Source organism: Oleiphilus sp. HI0132, assembly GCF_001635845.1.
This window is the reverse complement of sequence record NZ_LWGJ01000339.1, coordinates 1-771: the sequence shown is the minus strand read 5'-3', so window position 1 is coordinate 771 and position 771 is coordinate 1. Positions and strand designations below refer to the sequence as shown.

Sequence of the window (771 nt, the reverse complement as noted above, 5' to 3'; positions counted from 1 at the left end):
GATGTTTACGGTCCGGGCTCCCGACCCTGGACCGTGACGCCAATTGACATGATGAAGCAAAAGAAATTCATCGCCCCGAAAGAAGGTATGTTCGGCCCAGTGTATATTGATGACTTGGTTGAGGGCTGTTATTTGGCACTGAACTCAGACAAGGCAATCGGACAGATTTATATCCTATCAGGCATGGGGCAGGTGAGTAATCAGGAGTATTTTTCTTTTTTAGCCAAAATGTTAGGTTTGGACTCGGCAAGAACACTTTCCAAACAGCTGCTTTATCCTATCGCTTTTGCCGCGGAGCGAATGGCTCATCTTTTCGGTAAACGTACAGAATTAAATCCTTCTACCGTTGCGATGCTATCGAGGCCTAGTGCTAAATATATCCATGATAAGGCCAGTGCAGAGCTAGGGTATCAGCCTAAAGTTAGCCTTGNAGAAGGTATGGCTAGGAGTGAGCAATGGCTGCGTGAGCAGGGAGTGATATAAAACTACCTCATCATGTAGACAGAAAGTCCCAACCCTCGCTGAGGCGACTGATTACTATGAGCTTTAGAGTCTGACTCGCTCAATTTTTTGTACAAGATAGGCGCTGCTTATTTTCAGTCATCACAATAATTCGCTCTGGTTGGGATAAAAAATATGACGGCTTCATGCCTAGCATCATATTAAAAGTATGGGTGCAATGAGATAGGTCGACAAAACCCGCATCAATGGCGGCGTCGGTTAAACTCTTTCCTCTGCTGATTTCGACTGCGGTGACAAATAACCTATGCC

General features: G+C 45.5%; 1 pseudogene. It reads right to left on the bottom strand.

Going from position 1 to position 771, the window contains the following annotated elements:
- Positions 1–562: 562 nt before the first annotated feature.
- A pseudogene (locus tag A3766_RS31840) lies at positions 563–771 on the bottom strand (hypothetical protein); the annotation flags it as partial.